We start from the raw sequence: 16,701 nt of genomic DNA, 5'->3' as shown, positions 1-16,701 counted from the left end.
GCACCACCCGCAGCCCGCTCATGCGCCGCCGCCCACGCCGACGGCCGATACCTGCTGCACCGGCAGCCGGCACAGGACCACCCAGCGGTCGCCCTCCGGCCCGCTCGTCAGCACACCGTCGGCCGAGGCGACCTGCTCCCGGAGCCCCGCGAGGCCGAACCCGCCCGATCTGCCGGCGCCCGCGCCTCGGTCGTTCACGATGCGGCAGGCCGCCTCATCCGGCGCGACCGCGACATCGGCGGTCACCGCGGACCCGGGAGGCGCATACCGGGCTGCGTTCGCCATCGACTCCTGGACCACGCGGTACAGGGTCACCCGGGTCCCCAGCGGCAGCTCGGCCGGATCGCCCGTGGTCGTGAGGCGCACATCGACGCCCGCCGTCCGGTAGGTGCCGATGAGCGCGTCGAGATCGAGCGAGAGCCCAGAGGAGGACGACTCCGTGTCCCGCAGCAGGCCGACGACGCCGCGGATGCCGTCGAGGCTCTCGCGGCAGACGCGCTCCGCGTCCGCGAGCGCCGCCTCCGCCGCCTCCGGATCCGTGCGCAGCAGCCGCCGCGCGCCGCCCACGTGCAGCACCACGACGGTCAGCGAGTGCGCGACGAGGTCGTGCACGTCACGGGCGATCCGCTGCCGCTCCTGCAGCTGCTTCGCCTCCGCGAGCCGGTTGTCCGCCTCCCGCAGCCGGGCGGCGAGCCGGTCGCCGCGGCGCAGCACCACGCCGACGAGCACCCCGAACACGTCGCCGAACGCGAAGTAGCCCGCGCCGTTCGGGTGCGACGACCCGAGCAGCGCCGGGATGAAGGGCACGACCGCCACCGCCACGGTGACGACGAGGACGGCCCGCCGGTCCTCGGCCCGGCAGGCGAACCGGCTCGCGGCGGCCGTGGTCATGAAGATCACGACGCCGAGGTCGTTCACGATCACGACGGCGACGACCGGCAGCACCGCGAGGGCGAGGAACAGCCACGCGGGCGGGTCGCGACGGGTCGCGACGAGCGCCCACGGGACGAGCGCGACGAGCACCGCGCCGATGGTCCACAGCGGTTCCGGCGACTCCACGAAGGTGAGGACGGCCGCGATCACGGCCACGCCCGCGTAGATGCGGTCGGTGATCACGGACTCGGTCGTCGGCACGCACCCAGGGTGACGCATCCCGAGGGCACGCCGCCTCGTCCCACGGGCGGAGGCGGTCGGCCCCACGGGTCGATGCGGTGCCGTCGCCTGCGGACGAGCGTGGGCGCATGACCTCCACCCCGCTCCGCACGGCGTCGCGGCTCCCCGCCGTCGCCGCTTCCCGCCGCCCTGCGTGGCACCGCCTGCTCACCGGCGCGCTCGTCGCCGGGGGGCTCGCGCTCGCGGTCTCCCTCGTCGGCCTCGCCGTCGATCCGCGGGTCATCGACGGCGCTCCAGCCTGGCTGAAGCCGATGAAGTTCGGCGTCTCCATCACGCTGTACGTGCTCACGATCCGATGGATGCTCGGCGTCGTGCGCGGCCACCGCAGGCTGCTGACGGTCGTCGCGACCGTGATCCTGGTCGGGCTGGTCGGCGAGATCGCGGCCATCGACCTGCAGGTCCTCCGCGGCACGACGAGCCACTTCAACGTCTCGAGCGTCTTCGACGGGGTGGTCTACTCCGGGATGGGCGGCCTCATCTCGTTCGTGTTCGGCGTCACGGTCGTCGCAGCCGTCCTCGTGCTGCGGACGCGCGGCGTCGATCGCACGATCGCGGCCGGGATGCGCTGGGGCCTGCTCGTCACCCTCGCGGGGATGGCGGAGGCGGTCCTGATCACCGTGAACTTCGGCTGGGCGAAGGGCGGCGGCCACACCGTCGGCGGCCCGGACGGCGGCCCCGGGCTGCCGGTCACGGACTGGAGCACGCTGCACGGGGACCTCAGGATCGGGCACTTCGTCGGCCTGCACGCCCTCCAGCTGCTGCCGATTCTCGCCTTCCTCCTGATCCGGGTGCCCGGGCTCGCCGAGCCGACCCGCACCCGGCTGCTCGCGGTGATGGCGAGCGGCTACTTGGGGGTGCTGGTCCTGGTGACCTGGCAGGCGCTCCGCGGTCAGCCCCTCCTCGCGCCCGACGGGCTCACGATCGCCGCCGCCATCGCGCTGCTGCTCATGCTGCTCGCCGCGGGTGCCGTGGTGCGCGTCGCCGCCCACCGCGAGCCCCGACCCTCCGTTTTGTAGGAACGGGGTTCCTACAAAACGGACCGGTCCGGGGAGGCGCGGGAAGGGGGTTCAGCCGACTCGCGGCAGGATGGGGGCATGCGTGCAGTGCAGTACGAGCGGTACGGCGGACCAGAGGTCCTCGAGATCGCCGACGTCGAGGAGCCGCACCCCGCGGCGGGGCAGGTCAGGATCCGCGTCCACGCTGCGGGCGTGAACGCGGCGGACTGGAAGTTCCGCGAGGGCCTGTTCACCGGCGGTGAGCCGCTGGACGCCCCCGCGGGCGTGGGGCTCGACGCGGCCGGCACGGTCGACGAGCTCGGCGACGGCGTCACCGGCGTCGCGGTCGGCGACCGGGTGTTCGGCTCGGGCCCGTCGACCTTCGCGGAGCACGCGGTGCTCACGGCCTGGGCGGCGATGCCGCACCACCTCTCGTTCGAGGAGGCCGCCGCGACCCCCGTGCCGTTCGACACCGCCGTGCGGGCGCTCGCCGCGGTCGGCGCGAAGGAAGGCGACACGCTCGTCATCTCCGGCGCGGCCGGCGGCGTCGGTACCGCTGCGATCCAGCTCGCCCGAGCCCGCGGGCTGATCGTGATCGGGACCGCCGGCGCCGCGAACCAGGCGTACGTGGAGGCGCTCGGCGCCATCCCGACCACCTACGACGACGGCTGGGTCGGCCGGGTCCGCGAGCTCGCGGTGGCCGAGGTGAACGTCGCGCTCGACGCGGCGGGAGCCGGTGTGATCCCGCAGCTGATCGAGCTGACCGGCGACCCCGCGAAGGTCGTCTCGGTCGCCGACTACTCCGCCAACGAGCTCGGCGCGCAGTTCACCTCCGGCGGCGGCGACACCCGCGCCGCGCTCGAGGAGGCGGCCCGCCTGTTCGAGACCGGCGGGCTCCGGATGATCGTGGAGCGCACGTTCCCGCTCGACGAGACCCCGGAAGCGCAGCGCCTGAGCAAGCTGGGGCACGGCCGCGGCCGCACGGTGATCGTCCTGGACTGAGCCGGGCGCCGCCCCACAGCGGCTCGGGGCGGCGACCGTACCCGCGCGCAGGCCGCGCTACGCCTTCCGCATGTAGGCGCGGACGGTGAGCGGCGCGAAGATACCCACGACCACGGCGGCACCCAGCAGCGTCAGCCAGACGTCCCCGGTCACCTGCTGGTCGTTCACCAGGGTGCGCACCGCGGTGATCAGGTGCGAGATCGGGTTGATCTCCGCGAACACCTTCAGGGGCCCGGGCAGCGTCGCCGTGTCCACGAACGCGTTCGAGAGGAACGTCAGCGGGAAGAGCACCAGGAACGAGATCCCCTGCACGGAGCCCGCCGTCCGGGCCAGCATGCCGAAGAGCGCGAAGATCCAGCTGATCGACCAGGCGACGACGATCACGAGCAGGCCGGCCAGCACCGTCCAGCCGATGTGCTCCGTGATCTGGTGGTAGCCCATGATCGCGCCGACGACGAAGGTGATCGTCGTCGCGATGGCGTAGCGCACGGTGTCGGCGAGCAGGGCGCCGGCGAGCGGCGCGATGCGGGCGATGGGCAGGGACCGGAAGCGGTCGAAGACGCCCTTGTCCATGTCCTCCCGCAGCTGCACGCCGGTGACGACCGACCCGGTGATGACGGTCTGCACGAGGATGCCGGGGATCAGCACCTGCAGATACGACTGCACGCTGCCCGCGATCGCGCCACCGAAGATGTAGGCGAACATCACCGTGAAGATGATCGGCTGCAGCGTCACGTCGAACAGCTGCTCGGGCGTCCTCCTCACCTTCAGCAGGCCGCGGTAGGCCATCGTCAGCGACTGGCTGACGGTGCGGGTGATCCCGTTCCGCGGCTGCGCCGCGGCGGTGGTTGCGACGACGGTCATGCGATCACCTCGTCCTTCTCGGCCTCGGTGGCCGCACGGTCTTCATTCCCGGCGGCGCCGTGGCCGGTGATGGCGAGGAAGACCTCGTCCAGGGTGGGCTTCTGCACGCCGAACTCGGCGAGGGAGATGCCGGCGTCGCGCAGGTCCACGAGCAGGTCGGTGACCCGCTCCGGGTCCTGCAGCGGCACGGTGAGCCAGCCGCGCTCGGCGCTGGAGACCGGCTGCACGCCGATGGCGCTCCTGATCCGCGCCTCCGCGACCGCGAGGTCGGCGGGATCGACGAGCCGCAGCTGGAGGGAGGCGGTGCCGACGGAGGCCTTCAGGTCGTCGGCGGTGCCCTCGGCGACGACGCGGCCCCGGTCGATCACCGCGATGCGGTCCGCGAGCTGATCGGCCTCGTCGAGGTACTGCGTGGTGAGCAGCACGGTCGAGCCGGTCGCGACGAGCTCCCGGATCGTGTCCCACATCTGCGCGCGGGTGCGCGGGTCGAGCCCCGTGGTCGGCTCGTCGAGGAAGATCAGCGGCGGCTGCGCGATCAGGCTCGCGGCGAGGTCGAGGCGCCTGCGCATCCCGCCGGAGAACTTCTTCAGCGGCCGCTTGGCCGCCTCGGTGAGCGAGAACTGCTCGAGCAGCTCGGTCGCCTTCGCCTTGGCCTGCCTGCGGGAGAGGCCGAGCAGCAGGCCGAACACGACGAGGTTCTCGGTCGCGGACAGGGTCTCGTCGACGGAGGCGTACTGACCGGTCACGCCGATCAGGCCGCGCACGGTGGCGGCCTGCGTGACGACGTCGTGGCCGAGCACGCGGGCGGAGCCGCTGTCGGGCTTCAGCAGTGTGGCGAGCATGGAGATCGTGGTGGTCTTGCCGGCGCCGTTCGGGCCGAGCACGCCGTAGACGGTGCCGGGCTGCACGACGAGGTCGACCCCGTCGACGGCGCGGTTGTCGCCGAAGATCTTGACGAGGCCGGTGGCCTCGATCGCGGGAGTGCGGGAAGTTGGCATGCGTCGATCATGCCGACAGTCGCGGACACGGCGCTCACCCCCGTCTCCCCCGCGCGTTCCGCGCACTGTCCGAGGGCGGATCTACGCTGCGCGCATGTTCGTCACGGGTGGTGGGGTGGTGCTGTCGGCGTCCGACCTCACGGCGGCGACCGAGTGCGAGTGGGCCGTGCTGCGGCGGCTCGACGCGAAGCTGGGCCGGGTGGAGGCGGTGCCGGAGGCCGTGGATGCGCTGAACCGGCGCGCCGCCCGCCTCGGCGACGCCCACGAGGAGCGGCAGCTGGCGGCGTACCGGCAGCGCTTCGGCGCGGGCGTGGTCGAGATCGAGCGCCCGGACGATTCGCGGGATCTCGCTGCGCTCGTCGCTGCGCAGGAACGCACGGTCGCGGCGATGGCGGACGGCGCCGACGTGGTGTTCCAGGCGACGCTCTTCGACGGCGGGTTCCTCGGCTTCGCGGACTTCCTCGTGCGCACGGGTGACGTGTGGGAGGTGTACGACACGAAGCTCGCGCGTCGCGCGAAGGTCACGGCCCTCATGCAGCTCGCGGCGTACGCCGGGCAGCTCGAGGCGCTCGGGCTGCCGATGGGCGACCGGGTCCATCTCCTGCTCGGCGACGGCAGCACCTCCAGCCATCGGCTCGCCGATGTGCGACCGGTGTTCACGGAGCGGATGGGGCGCCTCCGCGCGCTCGTCGACGCGCGCCGCACCGACAGCGCGCCGATCGCCTGGGGCGCCGAGGGCGTCGTCGCCTGCGGCCGGTGCGCCGAGTGCACCGTGCAGGTCGACGCCTCCCGCGACGTGCTGCTGGTCGGCCGCCTCACGGTGCGGCAGCGGGACCGCCTCCGTGCCGCCGGCATCACGACGATCGACGCGTTCGCGGCGAGCACCGGACCGGTCGAGGGCATCGGCACCGCTGCCCTGCAGCGGCTCCGCCTGCAGGCCGGGCTGCAGCTCGCCGCCGAGGCGCGCGGAGGCGTGGGCGTCGAAGCGCAGGTGATCGACGCCGACGGCCTCGCCGCGCTGCCCGAGCCCGACCCGGGCGACCTGTTCTTCGACTTCGAGGGCGACCCCCTCTGGTCCGACGACGGCCGCACCTGGGGACTCGAGTACCTGTTCGGCGTCATCGAGATCGATGCGGGTCCCGAGGTCTTCCGGCCGCTGTGGGCGCACGACCGCGAGCAGGAGAAGCAGGCGCTGCAGGACTTCCTCCGCGCCGTGCAGGCCCGTCGTCGCACCCACCCGGGCATGCACGTGTACCACTACGCCGACTACGAGCGCAGCCACCTGCAGCAGCTCTGCGCCCGGCACGGCGTCGGCGAGGCGATCCTCGACGAGCTGCTCCGGGAGCACGTGCTCGTCGACCTGTACCCCGTCGTGCTGCGGTCGGTCCGCATCTCCGAGCGCTCCTACAGCCTGAAGAAGCTCGAGCCGCTCTTCATGGGCGACCGGCTGCGGGAGAGCGACGTGACGAACGGCGCCGACTCGGTCGACGCGTACGTGACGTACGCCCGGCTGGTGGAGGAGGGCCGCAGCACCGAGGCCGCCGCCCAGCTGGGCGAGATCGCGGACTACAACGAGTACGACTGCGCGGCGACGCTCGGGCTGCGGAACTGGCTGCTCGGCCTCGCCGACGCGCGCGGCATCGCCCGCCGGCCGCCCCTGCCCGAGGAACCGGAGACAGACGCCGGCATCGCCCGTGCGGAGGACGAGGTGCGCGACGCGCTGCTCGCCACGATCGCCGACGTCCCGCGAGCCGACCGGACACCCGCGCAGACCGCGATCGCGCTGGCCGCCGCTGCGATCGAGTACCACCGCCGCGAGGACAAGTCCTTCTGGTGGGAGCACTACGAGCGCGAGCTCGCGCCGGTCGACGACTGGGCGGAGCAGAAGGACGTCCTCGTCGTCGACGAGGCGCGCGTCGTCACGGACTGGAGCCGGGTGGGCGGCCGGTGGTCCGACTCCCGCGTGCTGGAGCTGACCGGCTGGCTCGCGCCGGGCAGCGGGTTGAAGACGGGCGACGAGGGCGTCTTCGTGATGTACGACGAGCCCGCGCCGGTCGGTTGCGACGACGTTCCCACCGGGCAGCGCGGCGAGCACGACCGCGGTCGCGTCCTCGACGTGCGGCTGCTCCGGGATGGTCGCGCCGTCGTGGTGCTGGAGGAGCAGGCGGGCCGGCGCGACGGGACGCCCTGCGAGGGCTGGGTGGAGACGCCGTTCGCGCTCACGCCGAAGGCGCCGCTGCGGACGAGGAACCAGCGCGCGGCGATCCTCGAGTGGGGCGGCAGGCTGGTCAGGGGCTTCGCGGCCGGTGACGCGGTGCTCGACCTGCTCGAGCGGACTCCGCCGCGGCTCGCCGACGGCGTCCGGGCCGCATCCCTCCATGACCCCTCGGCCGAGGCGATCGTCCGCGACGTGCTCCGGCTGCGGCGCTCCTACCTGGCCGTGCAGGGGCCGCCCGGCTCCGGCAAGACGCATGTCGGCGCGCAGGTGATCGCCGCGCTGGTCCGCGACCACGGCTGGTCGGTCGGCGTCGTCGCGCAGTCCCACGCCGTCGTCGAGAACCTGCTCGACCGCGTCGTCGAGGCCGGGCTGCCCGCCGACCTCGTCGGCAAGCGGATCTCCTCGGCCGGCACGGTCGGTGCCTGGTCCGTCATCGAGCCCGACCGCCCGGTGGGTGTGCAGCAGTGGACCGGAGGGCGGCAGCAGTCCGGGTACGCGGTCGGCGGCACGTCGTGGACCTTCACGGACGGGAAGCAGGTCGCGCAGAAGCAGCTCGACCTGCTCGTCATCGACGAGGCCGGCCAGTTCTCGATCGCGAACACCGTCGCGGTCGGCGTCAGCGCGAAGAACCTGCTGCTGCTCGGCGACCCGCAGCAGCTGCCGCAGGTCAGCCAGGGCCTGCACCCCGAGCCCGTCGACGCGTCGGCGCTCGGCTGGCTGTCCGACGGCCACGACGTGCTGCCGGCCGAGTACGGCGTCTTCCTGCCCGAGACCTGGCGGATGCATCCGGCACTGACCGCCGCGGTGTCCGAGCTGTCCTACGAGGGCCGCCTCACCGCCAGGACCCCCGAGACGACGGACCGGACGCTGGCCGGCGTCGCGCCGGGCCTGCACCCCGTCCCGCTCCACCACCCGGGCGACACGGTCGAATCGCCCGCGGAGGCGGCCGCGGTGGTCGAGCTGGTCCGCACGCACCTCGGTCTCGCCTGGACGGATCCTTCCCGCGGGCGCGCCGCCGACCCGCTCGGCGAGGACGACCTGATCGTCGTCGCTCCGTTCAACGCGCAGGTCGCGCTGCTGCGCGAGATGCTGGACGCGGCGGGCTTCCTCCGGATCCGCGTGGGCACGGTCGACAAGTTCCAGGGGCAGGAGGCGGTGATCGCGATCGTGTCGCTGACGGCCTCGTCCGCGTCCGACGTGCCGCGCGGGATCGGCTTCGTGCTCTCCCGCAACCGCATCAACGTCGCGATCTCGCGTGCGCAGTGGGCGAGCTACCTGCTGCACTCCCCCTCGCTGGCCGACGCGCTGCCCCGCGACGCCGAGGGGGTCGCGGAGCTGAGCGGCTTCCTCCGCCTCACCCGCCCCTGATCGCGCGGACGATCCGACCTCGAGGGTCGGTGCGTCGTGTTCGCGGCGCGCGCCGGGCTGCCGCCGCGCACGCGCGGGCATGATCTGCAGGGTGCGGCGACAGCGACGGGTCCAGGTGGGCCTCGCCGCCGTGATCGTGCTGCTGGCCGGCGTCGTCGGCGTGCAGCTCGCCGCAGCCGTCCCCGCCGCCGTGCGGCCGAGCCCGACGCCGACCGCGATCGACTGGTCGCTCGTCGAGCCCGGCGCCGACGCGTCCTGGCCGGTGTGCACCCCGCCGCACGGCGCGACCCGGACGATGCCGCTGGCGGTCCGGCCGGCGTTCGTCGTCGTGGGGGTGAACGACGGTCTCCCCGGCACGGTCAGCGCCTGCATCCGACGCGAGCTGCGGTGGGCGGACACGGCGACCGGCGGGTCGTCCCAGCCGCGGCTCTCCTACTACGTGATGGCCGCGGACCCGTGGACGAAGCCGGAGCGGAAGTGGGTGCAGGACCCGTCCTGGCCGTCGTCGAACGTGGTCGAGGGGCGCCAGGTCACCGTGCCGGCGGCGTTCGCGTCCGACGCCACCGGCACGACCTGCTCAGGCGGGCACGCGGAACGGTCCTGCGCCTACGTCTACGGCTGGATGATGGCGCGCCATGCCGCGGCGATCCCCGGCCTCCGCGACCCGTCCACCCACCGGTTCTGGATCGACGTCGAGGCGGAGCGCACGTGGAGCGGCGACCTGCTCTTCAACCAGGCGGTGGTGGAGGGCATGGTCGCCGCGTTCACGTCACCCCCGTCCGACGGCGGCGTCGGCACGACGGCCGGCGTGTACTCGGACCACTCCGAGTGGGCGCGGATCATCGGCCCGCTCCGCACCGGCAGCACCCTCGACCGCCTCGATCAGTGGCTGGCGATCGGGCCGGCGACGACGGCGGAGGCGGTCGACGCGCTGCTGCACGACTGGCCGCTCACCCCGAACGGTCGGATCACGATGGTGCAGTGGGTCGACGGCCGCATCGATCGCGACATCGCCCTGCCGGCGACGCGCTGACGCTCGACGAACCTCGCCTGGTGCGGCGATTTCCGACTGGTGCTGCTGCGATCGCACCTGCACCAGTCCGGAATCACCGCATCAGGGAGGCGCGTGGCGTCTCAGGCGAGGCGCGTGCGGAGGAAGTCGACCACGCGGTCGCGCGCTTCGAGCGCCGGATGGCCGGGTCGTTCTCGCACCTCGCCCGTCAGCACCGAGTGCGCGGACCGGGAGAAGCCGCCGGTGTTGCCGGCGGAGGAGTCGAGCTCGATGACCTCGAAGGCTTCGCCGAGGCGGCGTCGGAGGGTCTCGAACCGGGCGCGGGGTACGGCCGCGTCCTCGCTGAACCGGAGGCCCAGCGCGCACACCTCGCCGCGGTCCGCACGCGCCGCGACGATGTCGAGGTCCGAGGACGACAGGCCCGCGTTCATCGCCCTGGCACGACCGACCGCGAACGGGGCGCCCGGCTGGCTCAGCACGGACGCGAGCACCGCGCCCTCGACCGCCGCGGCGAGCGCGAACCCGCCGGTGAAGCACATCCCGATCACACCGACCCCCGGCCCGGGGGTCCGGCCGTCGAGATCGACGGCGAGCGCACGCAGCCAGTCGCTGAACGGCCGGCGCACCTCCGTCGCGAAGGCGCGGAACTCGCGTGAGACGCAGAGCCGGGGTACCACCTGCAGCACCGCCCCGATCGACCCCTCCCGGCCGGGTTCGCCGAACGGCGACGGCACCGACACCGTGAACCCGGCGTCGACGAGGTGGTCGGCGAGCCCGATCACCTCCGGCGTCATGCCGGGGATCTCCGGGACCAGCACGACGCCGGGTCCGCTCCCCCGCTCGTAGACGTCGTGCGTGATGCCGGCGGCGGCGAACGGCGTGGCCGTCCAGCCGTCGAGCGTGCCGACCGGGGCGGTGTCCGTCATGTCCGCGAGTATGGCGGTGTGCCCACCGAGTTCACCGTCCGTGCCGTCCTGTTCGACATGGACGGGACCCTGATCGACTCGACGCCGGCGGTGGATCGCGCGTGGGCGACGTGGGAGGAGCGGTGGAACGTGCGGCTCGGCGTCCGCGCGTCGGCGCTCGGCCGACCGGCTCGCGACATCGTCGCCGAGCGGGTGCCCGCCGCCGACGCTGAGGCCGCGTTCCTCGACATCGAGCGGCTGGAGGTCGCGGACACGGCGGGGATCGTCGTGCTGCCCGGCGTAGCGCAGCTGCTCGCGTCGCTCCCTGCGGACCGCTGGGCGGTGGCGACCTCCTGCAGCGCACCGCTCGCGGCCGCCCGGCTCGCGGCGACCGGCATCACCCCGCGCGTGCTGGTCACCGCCTCGGACACCGCGCTCGGGAAGCCGAGCCCCGATCCGTACCTCGCGGCCGCAGCCCGCCTCGGCATCCCGCCCGAGGAGTGCCTCGTGATCGAGGACGCCGTCGCGGGTGTGACCGCAGGACGGGCCGCCGGCTGCGCGACGCTCGGCGTGCTCGGTTCGGTGCCGGGCGAGACCCTCGGTGCGGACGCGGTCGTCGCGGATCTGGCCGCCGTCCGCGTGCAGCGACGCGGCGACCTGCTCACGATTGTTCTGGACGCAGCCGTGCTCGATCAGCCCGCGGAGGAGCCGGACCGGAAGATGTCCGCCACCTGACCCAGCAGCTGGAGCAGCCGCTCCTCCTCGCCGGAGTCGATGGTGTCGAGCAGCGCGTCGAGCTCGCTGCGCACCGATCCGACGATGTGATCCAGCCGCTCCGCGGCCGAGTCGGTGAGCGCGAGCCGGCGGACTCGGGCGTCGGAGGGATGGGGCACGCGGTGCACGAGCCCCGCGTTCGTCAGGCGGTGCACGATCTCGGTCGCGCTCCCCGAGCTGACGCCGAAGCGGGCGGCGATGTCGCCGACCCGGACGGTGCCGCCGCGGCGCTGCACACGGTCGAGGTACTGCAGCACCGCGAAGTCGGTGTTGTTGACGCCGAGCACGACCCGGACCCGCTGGTCGAGCGCCTTCTCGGCGTCCTCGACCGCGTCGACGGCGGCCACGAGCGCTCGCGCAGCACCGCTGGCCGCCTCGTGCGGCGTCCGCTCGTCGTGCATGGCGCTCCCTGCGAGCGGCTCGACCGATCGGCCGACCGACCGACCGACCGCGACGACCGTACTCCTCGCGCGCTCAGCCCGCACTCGGCGGGCTCAGCCGTACTGCGGCCAGGTGCTCCAGGCGGCCCGCACCTGCGCGCGCGCGTCGCTCTCCAGGTGGTCCTCCCGGTCGAAGATCCAGGTGTGCCGGGTGGCGTCGTCGAACGGCGGCCACCACTCGGGCGCCGCACCGGTTCTGACGAACCGCAGCCACGCGCCGGACATCCTGCCGGTCAGCGCGCGGGCCTCCCGGTCCCAGCCGAGCAGCGTCGCGAGGCGCCGGGTCGGTCCGCCGCGGCGGGCGAGCACGTGGTCGAGCTCGAACGAGTGCGCCGCGCCGAGCCCGACGGCGCGCATGGCGGGCGGGGAGAAGTCGAAGCGGTACATCCATACCGGCGCGACTACGGCGTGGCCGGCCGCGACCTCCACCGCCGGCGCCCAGAACATCAGGTCGGTGACGAACCGCTCCATCGCCCTGGCGCTCGTGCCGCCCTCGTAGTGCGCGAGCAGCGGCTCCCTCGTCTCCAGTCCCGTGAAGTCGAAGAGCCGGTCCATCCGCACCGGTGTCGCCTTCAGGATGCGCATCTTCTGGAACAGCGAGCCCTCGTCGGCGTTCGTGCCGATCACGAGCGGGAGCGGCAGGCCCTCCCCGCGGCGCAGCACGTCCAGCGGGTAGTCCGGCACCAGCTCATCGCCGACCACCGGCCCGAGCACCCGGGCCGCGGGCAGCCGGTCGGACACCGCGACGTCCAGCCGGTTCGTCGCGGCGACGAGGGCCTCCGTGTCGACGTCGCGCAGCGCGTCCGCGCCGCCCGGGAGGTCCTCCACGAGTTCCGCGGCCCACCCGGCCGAGCGGGTGCGGCCGTGCACGGCGCCGATCGCGGGGCTCTCGGCGATCGCCCGGGCGAACAGCCCCTTCGCCGCCTGCATCGACAGCAGCGTGAGCACGCTCGTCGCGCCGGCCGACTCGCCGACCAGGGTCACGTCGTCGGGGTCGCCGCCGAACGCCGCGATGTTGTCGCGGACCCACTCGAGCGCGGCCAGCTGGTCCCGCAGCCCGACGTTCGTCTCGATCGGGTCGTCGTCCGTGCCGTAGGCCGAGAGGTCGATCCAGCCGAGCGCGCTGAGCCGGTAGTTGAAGCCGACGAAGACCACGTCGCCGGCGGCGGCGAGCGACTCCCCCTGGTAGGCGCCGGAGGTCGCGCCGCCGATCCCGAACGCGCCGCCGTAGATGAACACGACCACCGGCTTCGGCCGGTCCCCGGCGCTGCGCCGGACGACGGTCAGCGTCAGGCAGTCCTCGGACATCGGGGTGCGCAGCCCCGCGCCCATCAGGGTCGTGGTCCGCGGCTGCGGCGGCAGCGGTCCATCGCGGGTCGCGTCCCGCACGCCCGGCCACGGCTCCGGCGGCTTCGGCGCGCGGAAGCGGTCCCTGCCGACCGGGGGCGCCGCGAACGGGACGCCGCGCCACACGGTCAGCCCGCGCTCGCGGCCGCCGCGCACCCGCCCGGCTCGTGTTCGTGCCACCAGGTCGACCGAGCCTGCATCCCCCATGACGGATGGTCTACCGGAGGCCCGCTGGACGTCCTCCTGCCGGTGATCCGCGACTCACCGCGTCGGCTCCACCGCGTCCCGCGGACGGGGGTCGACGCTGATCGCGTGCAGCTCGGGAGGATCCTCGCCGCCGCCGCGGTGATCGCAGCGGCCGTCCCCCTCAGCGCGTGCTCGGCGGCGCCGCGGGACGAGGCGCACGTCGTCGTGCGGATCGCGCCCGCAGCGCATCCCGAGCGCTACGAGGTCCACCTCGCGCAGACGAAGGCCGGCTACCGGTCCGAGTTCCACCTGCGGTCGGGTCAGACCCGGACGGTCGCGGTGCCGAAGGGGTGGGTCACGGTCCGCATCGCCGGGCTGTGCATCGTGCCGACGACCGCATCGGGCACCACGACGATCGATGTGCGCCCGAACGACTGCACGATCGTCTGACGCGGGCTCAGCTCAGCGCCGCTCAGCGCCACTCAGCTCGGGTCGGCGAACAGCGCCGCGGTCTCCTCCGGCGCCGTCGGCACCACGACGACGGGGCGGTACTGGCGGTGCGCGAGCCGCAGCGCCACCGAGCCGGCGATGATGCCCCGCAGCGCGCCGCGGAACCCGCTCGGGCGGGCGCCGACGACGATCATCAGGGCGTCCTCCTGGTCCGCCACCTCGATCAGGGCGTCCGTCGCGATGCCGACCGACTCGCGCATCGACCAGCGCACGCCGCTGGGGGCGAGCACCTCCCCGATCTCGGCGAGGCGCTCGGGTGGGATCAGCGGGCCGAGTGCGGTCAGATCCGGGTCGATCGGCGAGCTCAGCAGCGTGCCGTCCGGCAGCTCCTGATACGCGTACCTCGCGGCGTCCGCGGCGACGCAGACCAGCTGGGCGTCGAACGCCCTCGCGTAGTCGGCGGCCACCTGCACGACCCAGAGCGGCTGCTCGGGCAGGATCCCCACCACCACGGTCCGCGCCGACCCGGTCCGCTCATCAGCCATGACGACCTCCCGTCACCGGATCCTGCGCCTGATCGAACGTCCGGTCAACCCGGCCCGACCCGCCGGGTGTCTTCCAGGATCGGCGCAGTGCGCTGTGCCACGCTGCCCGGAGCTTCGCGCGCGGCACCTGTCGGGTCGCCGCGAAGATCGCCGTTCCGCACCCGGTGTGAAGGAGACGGCGTTCACTTGTCCATCGAGATGACGGTGCTGATGCTGCTCTGGGCGCTCGCGATCCTCGGCGCTGTCGCCGGAGCGGTCGCGGTCGTCCGGCGCGGGCTCGGCAGCGCCGGGCGGATCGAGGCGGACGCGACGACGCCACGCGTCTCGGCCGAGGTCCATGCCGGCGAGGAGCAGGTGCTGATTCATCTGGCCCGCTCGCTCACCCTCCCGTCGGACCGCGACGACGTCGGGTACGGGGAGATCTACATCGCGGGATCCGCCGGGATGACGATGAAGCTCGCCTCGCGGTCGGAGATCGGCCGCGGGTTCGACGCCGAGGTGCGGGTGCAGCGCACCCGCCGGGCCTCCCTCGCGGAGTACTACATCCTCCGGCTGCCTGGGGACGACGCGCTCCTGGACCGCATCGGCGCACTCGACGAGCAGATCGCACGGGCGTTGCGCACCCTCGATCCGCAGGCCCAGGTCCGCACACCCGGCCGCCCGACGGCCGCCTGAGCACCGATCCGTCAGGGCTCGCGGGCGAACAGGGCGCGGCGGACGGCGCGGCGCAGGTCGACCTCGTGGCCGACGAGCGCGGCCAGGTCGGCGAGGGTCGCCGTCTCCGCCCAGCCGAACGCGCGCGGGAGCGCGTCGAGCACCGCGATCGCACCGACGCGCGCACCGAACCCGTCGAGGATCGGCTGCACCGCCATCGAGCGGACGGGAGCGGTCCGCACCGCACCGGTCGTGCGGGGATCCGCGTGCACGTCCTCGACCGTCCACCCGTCGGTGCGGTCGACCTGCAGCGCGCGCACCGCGAGGCTGGCGAGATCCTCCCGGTGCACCTCCGGCTCGAACGACGACGCCTCCTCGCCGGGGTCGCCGAGCACGACGAACGCCGCCGGTACCGCGAGGAGGCGGGCGGCGATGCTCGTGATCCGGCCGAACTCGCGGTCGGGCGGGCCCGCGGTGATCGTCGTGCGCGGCGCAGGCGCTGCCTGCACCGGTCGGACGGGAGGCGCGGTGCCGCCCGCGATCTGCTCGGCGAGCGACCTCTCGAACTCGGCGCGCGCCTGCTCGAGCGGGATCCGGTCGCCGACCGTGCGGGTGGTCATGGCGGCCAGCACGGCCGCGAGCCGCGGCGGCAGCCGCTCCGGGATCGCCGGATCGTGGCTGAGACGCGCGAACGCGGACTCGATCACCGAGCCCGGGAACGAGACCCGGCCGGTCGCCGCCTGGATCAGCACCAGACCGAGCGAGTACACGTCCGACGTCGCGGCGAGCGCGCCGCCTTCGACCTGCTCGGGGCTCAGGTAGGCGGCGGTGCCGACCGTGAACTCGCCGTCGTCGGCGGCGGCGCCGAGGACCGTCGCGATCCCGAAGTCGGACAGCTTGCCGCGCAGCCTCCGATCGTGCTGCCGGTCGGTCAGCAGGACGTTCGCCGGCTTGATGTCGCGGTGCAGCCAGCCGTTGTCGTGCACGTAGAGCAGCGCGTCGGTGAGGTCGAGCCCGAGGGAGGTGACCTCCATCGGCGTCAGCGCACCGCTGCGCAGCCGCTGCCCGAGGTCCGGCCCCTCGATCCGTTCCATCACGAGGTAGATGTGCGGCTGCTCGGCGTCGGCGTCGTCGATACCGGCGTCGAACAGCGTCACGAGCGCGTGATGCGCGAGGCCCGCGAGCGTCTGCGCCTCGCGCTGCTGCTCGCGGAGGACCCTGGCGGAGTCGGTGGGTGCGGTGAACACCTTGATCGCGACCGCGCGGTTCAGCAGGGTGTCGTGGGCCGCGTACACGACGGCGGTGCCGCCTCGGCCGATGACGTGCTCGATCCGGTACCGCTCCGGCAGCACGACCCGCGCGCCACCCCGGCCCGGGGTCGTGGCGCTCATCCGGCTGCCCGGAGTCGCGCTCGCGTCACACCCGCGAGGGTATCGAAGCGGTGCGGGAGGATCGTGCCGTGCCCGGTGCCTGGACGATGCCCGCGGAGACCGCTTCCCATGAGCGGATCTGGATGGCGTTCCCCCGCCCGAACGCGACGTTCGGGGAGGGCGAGGAGGAGTCGGCGGCCTGGGCGGCCGTCGCGAACGCGGTCGCCGGGTTCGAGCCGGTCACGATGCTGGTCGACCCCGTCGCCACCGCGACCGCGGCGCGGCTGCTCGACGGCTCGATCGAGCTGATCGAGACGCCGCTCGACGACGCCTGGCTGCGCGACTCCGGTCCCACCTTCGTGCTCGACGAGGCGGGAGCGCTCGGCGCGGTCGACTGGAC

The 16,701-nt window shown here is 73.8% G+C and carries 16 protein-coding genes; 8 read left to right on the top strand and 8 right to left on the bottom strand.

The genetic code is table 11. The annotated features are described in order from the left end of the window. Positions 1-18 precede the first annotated feature (18 nt). Positions 19-1,134 (bottom strand): sensor histidine kinase, encoded by a 1,116-nt coding sequence (locus ACFE67_RS08515; protein ID WP_375406443.1) that lies wholly within the window; start codon positions 1,132-1,134, stop codon positions 19-21. A gap of 107 nt (positions 1,135-1,241) precedes the next feature. Here ACFE67_RS08515 and ACFE67_RS08510 point away from each other — a divergent pair, with 107 nt between their 5' ends. Then, complete coding sequence (locus tag ACFE67_RS08510; protein ID WP_375406442.1) at positions 1,242-2,189, top strand: hypothetical protein; 948 nt, start codon at positions 1,242-1,244, stop codon at positions 2,187-2,189. Between the two features lie 78 nt (positions 2,190-2,267). Then, a complete protein-coding gene (locus ACFE67_RS08505) occupies positions 2,268-3,170 on the top strand; it encodes an NADP-dependent oxidoreductase (protein ID WP_375406441.1) in 903 nt (300 codons plus the stop codon). 57 nt (positions 3,171-3,227) lie between these two features. Here the strand turns inward: ACFE67_RS08505 and ACFE67_RS08500 are convergent, their stop codons facing one another. Further along, complete coding sequence (locus ACFE67_RS08500; RefSeq protein WP_375406440.1) at positions 3,228-4,034, bottom strand: ABC transporter permease; 807 nt, start codon at positions 4,032-4,034, stop codon at positions 3,228-3,230. Beyond that, entirely contained in the window at positions 4,031-5,032 is a 1,002-nt protein-coding gene (locus ACFE67_RS08495) for an ATP-binding cassette domain-containing protein (protein ID WP_375406439.1), read from the bottom strand. Before ACFE67_RS08495 ends, ACFE67_RS08500 begins: the two co-directional genes overlap by 4 nt. A 94-nt stretch (positions 5,033-5,126) precedes the next feature. Between ACFE67_RS08495 and ACFE67_RS08490 the strand changes: the two genes are divergently transcribed. After that, the gene (locus tag ACFE67_RS08490; protein WP_375406438.1) at positions 5,127-8,618 is read left to right on the top strand and encodes a TM0106 family RecB-like putative nuclease; all 3,492 of its coding nucleotides are present in this window, start codon (positions 5,127-5,129) and stop codon (positions 8,616-8,618) included. A 91-nt stretch (positions 8,619-8,709) separates the two neighbouring features. After that, a complete protein-coding gene (locus ACFE67_RS08485) occupies positions 8,710-9,651 on the top strand; it encodes a hypothetical protein (RefSeq protein ID WP_375406437.1) in 942 nt (313 codons plus the stop codon). 101 nt (positions 9,652-9,752) lie between these two features. Here ACFE67_RS08485 and ACFE67_RS08480 read toward each other — a convergent pair whose 3' ends face one another. After that, entirely contained in the window at positions 9,753-10,556 is an 804-nt protein-coding gene (locus tag ACFE67_RS08480; RefSeq protein ID WP_375406436.1) for a dienelactone hydrolase family protein, read from the bottom strand. An 18-nt stretch (positions 10,557-10,574) separates the two neighbouring features. Here ACFE67_RS08480 and ACFE67_RS08475 point away from each other — a divergent pair, with 18 nt between their 5' ends. After that, a complete protein-coding gene (locus tag ACFE67_RS08475) occupies positions 10,575-11,270 on the top strand; it encodes an HAD-IA family hydrolase (protein WP_375406435.1) in 696 nt (231 codons plus the stop codon). Here the strand turns inward: ACFE67_RS08475 and ACFE67_RS08470 are convergent. Together ACFE67_RS08470 and ACFE67_RS08465 are read right to left on the bottom strand one after the other, a co-directional pair. Beyond that, positions 11,228-11,710 (bottom strand): MarR family winged helix-turn-helix transcriptional regulator, encoded by a 483-nt coding sequence (locus ACFE67_RS08470; protein ID WP_375406434.1) that lies wholly within the window; start codon positions 11,708-11,710, stop codon positions 11,228-11,230. The genes ACFE67_RS08475 and ACFE67_RS08470 overlap by 43 nt on opposite strands. A gap of 93 nt (positions 11,711-11,803) precedes the next feature. Further along, positions 11,804-13,303 carry a carboxylesterase/lipase family protein gene (locus ACFE67_RS08465; protein ID WP_375406433.1) on the bottom strand — a complete coding sequence of 500 codons (1,500 nt, stop codon included), beginning with the start codon at positions 13,301-13,303 and terminating at the stop codon, positions 11,804-11,806. 105 nt (positions 13,304-13,408) lie between these two features. Here ACFE67_RS08465 and ACFE67_RS08460 point away from each other — a divergent pair, with 105 nt between their 5' ends. After that, entirely contained in the window at positions 13,409-13,732 is a 324-nt protein-coding gene (locus ACFE67_RS08460; protein WP_375406432.1) for a hypothetical protein, read from the top strand. 32 nt (positions 13,733-13,764) lie between these two features. Here the strand turns inward: ACFE67_RS08460 and ACFE67_RS08455 are convergent, their stop codons facing one another. Continuing rightward, positions 13,765-14,277: a universal stress protein gene (locus ACFE67_RS08455; RefSeq protein WP_375406431.1), complete on the bottom strand. Its 513-nt coding sequence runs from the start codon at positions 14,275-14,277 to the stop codon at positions 13,765-13,767. Between the two features lie 186 nt (positions 14,278-14,463). On the opposite strand from ACFE67_RS08455, the gene ACFE67_RS08450 reads away from it, so the two are divergent. Beyond that, positions 14,464-14,952 carry a hypothetical protein gene (locus ACFE67_RS08450; protein ID WP_375406430.1) on the top strand — a complete coding sequence of 163 codons (489 nt, stop codon included), beginning with the start codon at positions 14,464-14,466 and terminating at the stop codon, positions 14,950-14,952. An 11-nt stretch (positions 14,953-14,963) separates the two neighbouring features. On the opposite strand, the gene ACFE67_RS08445 is transcribed toward ACFE67_RS08450, so the two are convergent. Next, entirely contained in the window at positions 14,964-16,322 is a 1,359-nt protein-coding gene (locus tag ACFE67_RS08445; protein ID WP_375406429.1) for a serine/threonine-protein kinase, read from the bottom strand. 86 nt (positions 16,323-16,408) lie between these two features. Here ACFE67_RS08445 and ACFE67_RS08440 point away from each other — a divergent pair. Beyond that, positions 16,409-16,701 (top strand): agmatine deiminase family protein (locus tag ACFE67_RS08440; protein ID WP_375406444.1); only part of this gene is annotated, 293 nt, incomplete at its 3' end.

The sequence above is a fragment of the uncultured Amnibacterium sp. genome (assembly GCF_964244015.1).
Taxonomy (GTDB): Bacteria; Actinomycetota; Actinomycetes; order Actinomycetales; family Microbacteriaceae; genus Amnibacterium.
This window is presented reverse-complemented; position numbering and strand designations above follow the sequence as displayed.